Raw genomic sequence first — 1952 nt, forward strand, 5'->3', positions numbered from 1 at the left:
AAAATAAGGGCGTATGGGGGATGCCTTGGCTCTCAGAGGCGATGAAGGGCGTGATAAGCTGCGAAAAGCTACGGGGATTGGCACACACGATATGATCCGTAGATACCCGAATGGGGCAACCCACTATGTTGAAGACATAGTACACCGATAGGTGGGCAAACCCGCTGAACTGAAACATCTAAGTAGGCGGAGGAGAAGAAAACAAAAGTGATTCCGTAAGTAGTGGCGAGCGAACGCGGATTAGCCCAAACCAGAGTTGTTACGGCAATTCTGGGGTTGTAGGACCACGATATTTGTTGCGGATAGAATTAGAATCTACTGGAAAGTAGAGCCAAAGAAGGTGATAGCCCTGTATAAGTAATAGAAGATAACGATAGTGGTATCCTGAGTAGGGCGGGGCACGTGAAACCCTGTCTGAATTTGGCGGGACCATCCGCTAAGGCTAAATACTCCTGAGAGACCGATAGTGAACCAGTACCGTGAGGGAAAGGTGAAAAGAACCGTGAATAACGGAGTGAAATAGATCCTGAAACCATACGCTTACAAGCGGTCGGAGCCCTTTCGTGGGGTGACGGCGTGCCTTTTGCATAATGAGCCTACGAGTTAACGTTGCTGGCAAGGATAAGTGGTTAAGCCACGGATCCGTAGCGAAAGCGAGTCTGAATAGGGCGCTTTAGTCAGTAGTGTTAGACGCGAAACCGTGTGATCTACCCATGGGCAGGTTGAAGCTGTGGTAACACACAGTGGAGGACCGAACCGGTTGACGTTGAAAAGTCTTCGGATGACCTGTGGGTAGGGGTGAAAGGCCAATCAAACTCGGAAATAGCTCGTACTCCCCGAAATGCATTTAGGTGCAGCGTTGGTCATAAAGTTATATAGAGGTAGAGCTACTGATTGGATGCGGGGGCTTCACCGCCTACCAATTCCTGACAAACTCCGAATGCTATATAATGTTTACCAGCAGTGAGGGCTTGGGTGCTAAGGTCCAAGTCCGAGAGGGAAAGAACCCAGACCATCAGCTAAGGTCCCCAAATATATGTTAAGTTGAAAGAACGAGGTTTGTCTGCCCAGACAGCTAGGATGTTGGCTTGGAAGCAGCCATTCATTTAAAGAGTGCGTAACAGCTCACTAGTCGAGCGGACGAGCATGGATAATAATCGGGCATAAACATATTACCGAAGCTATGGATTTGACATTAATTTGTCAAGTGGTAGGGGAGCATTCTCACAGGGTAGAAGGTGTGTTGTAAAGCATGCTGGACCGGTGAGAAAAGAAAATGTAGGCATAAGTAACGATAATGCGGGCGAGAAACCCGCACACCGAAAGACTAAGGTTTCCACAGCTATGCTAATCAGCTGTGGGTTAGTCGGGACCTAAGGCGAACCCGAAAGGGACAGTCGATGGACAACGGGTTAATATTCCCGTACTAGTTATAATTGTGATGGGGTGACGGAGTGATGAAAGTGTCGCGAACTGACGGAATAGTTCGTTGAAGTACCTACCTATAGGCTGCGCAGGCAAATCCACGCGGCTTGGGGAAATACGATAGTACTCGGCGTCTTCGGACAAAGAGATAGTACACCTAAGGGCTTCCAAGAAAAACCTCTAAACTTCAGATTATAAGTACCCGTACCGCAAACCGACACAGGTAGTCGAGGAGAGAATCCTAAGGTGCTCGAGAGATTCATGGCTAAGGAATTAGGCAAAATAGACCCGTAACTTCGGGAGAAGGGTCGCCACGCTTACGGCGTGGCCGCAGTGAAGAGGTCCAGGCGACTGTTTATCAAAAACACAGGGCTCTGCAAAATCGTAAGATGAAGTATAGGGCCTGACACCTGCCCGGTGCTGGAAGGTTAAGAGGAGATGTTATTCGCAAGAAGAAGCATTGAATTGAAGCCCCAGTAAACGGCGGCCGTAACTATAACGGTCCTAAGGTAGCGAAATTCCTTGTC

1 rRNA gene (cut by a window edge) is annotated in these 1952 nt (G+C 48.6%); it reads left to right on the top strand.

The features are described 5' to 3' along the window. Positions 1–1952: ribosomal RNA gene (locus B2145_RS03210) — 23S ribosomal RNA — on the top strand (it continues 1110 nt past the right edge of the window).

This window comes from Flavobacterium sp. UBA5153, assembly GCA_002413745.1.
Classification (GTDB): domain Bacteria; phylum Bacteroidota; class Bacteroidia; order Flavobacteriales; family Flavobacteriaceae; genus Flavobacterium.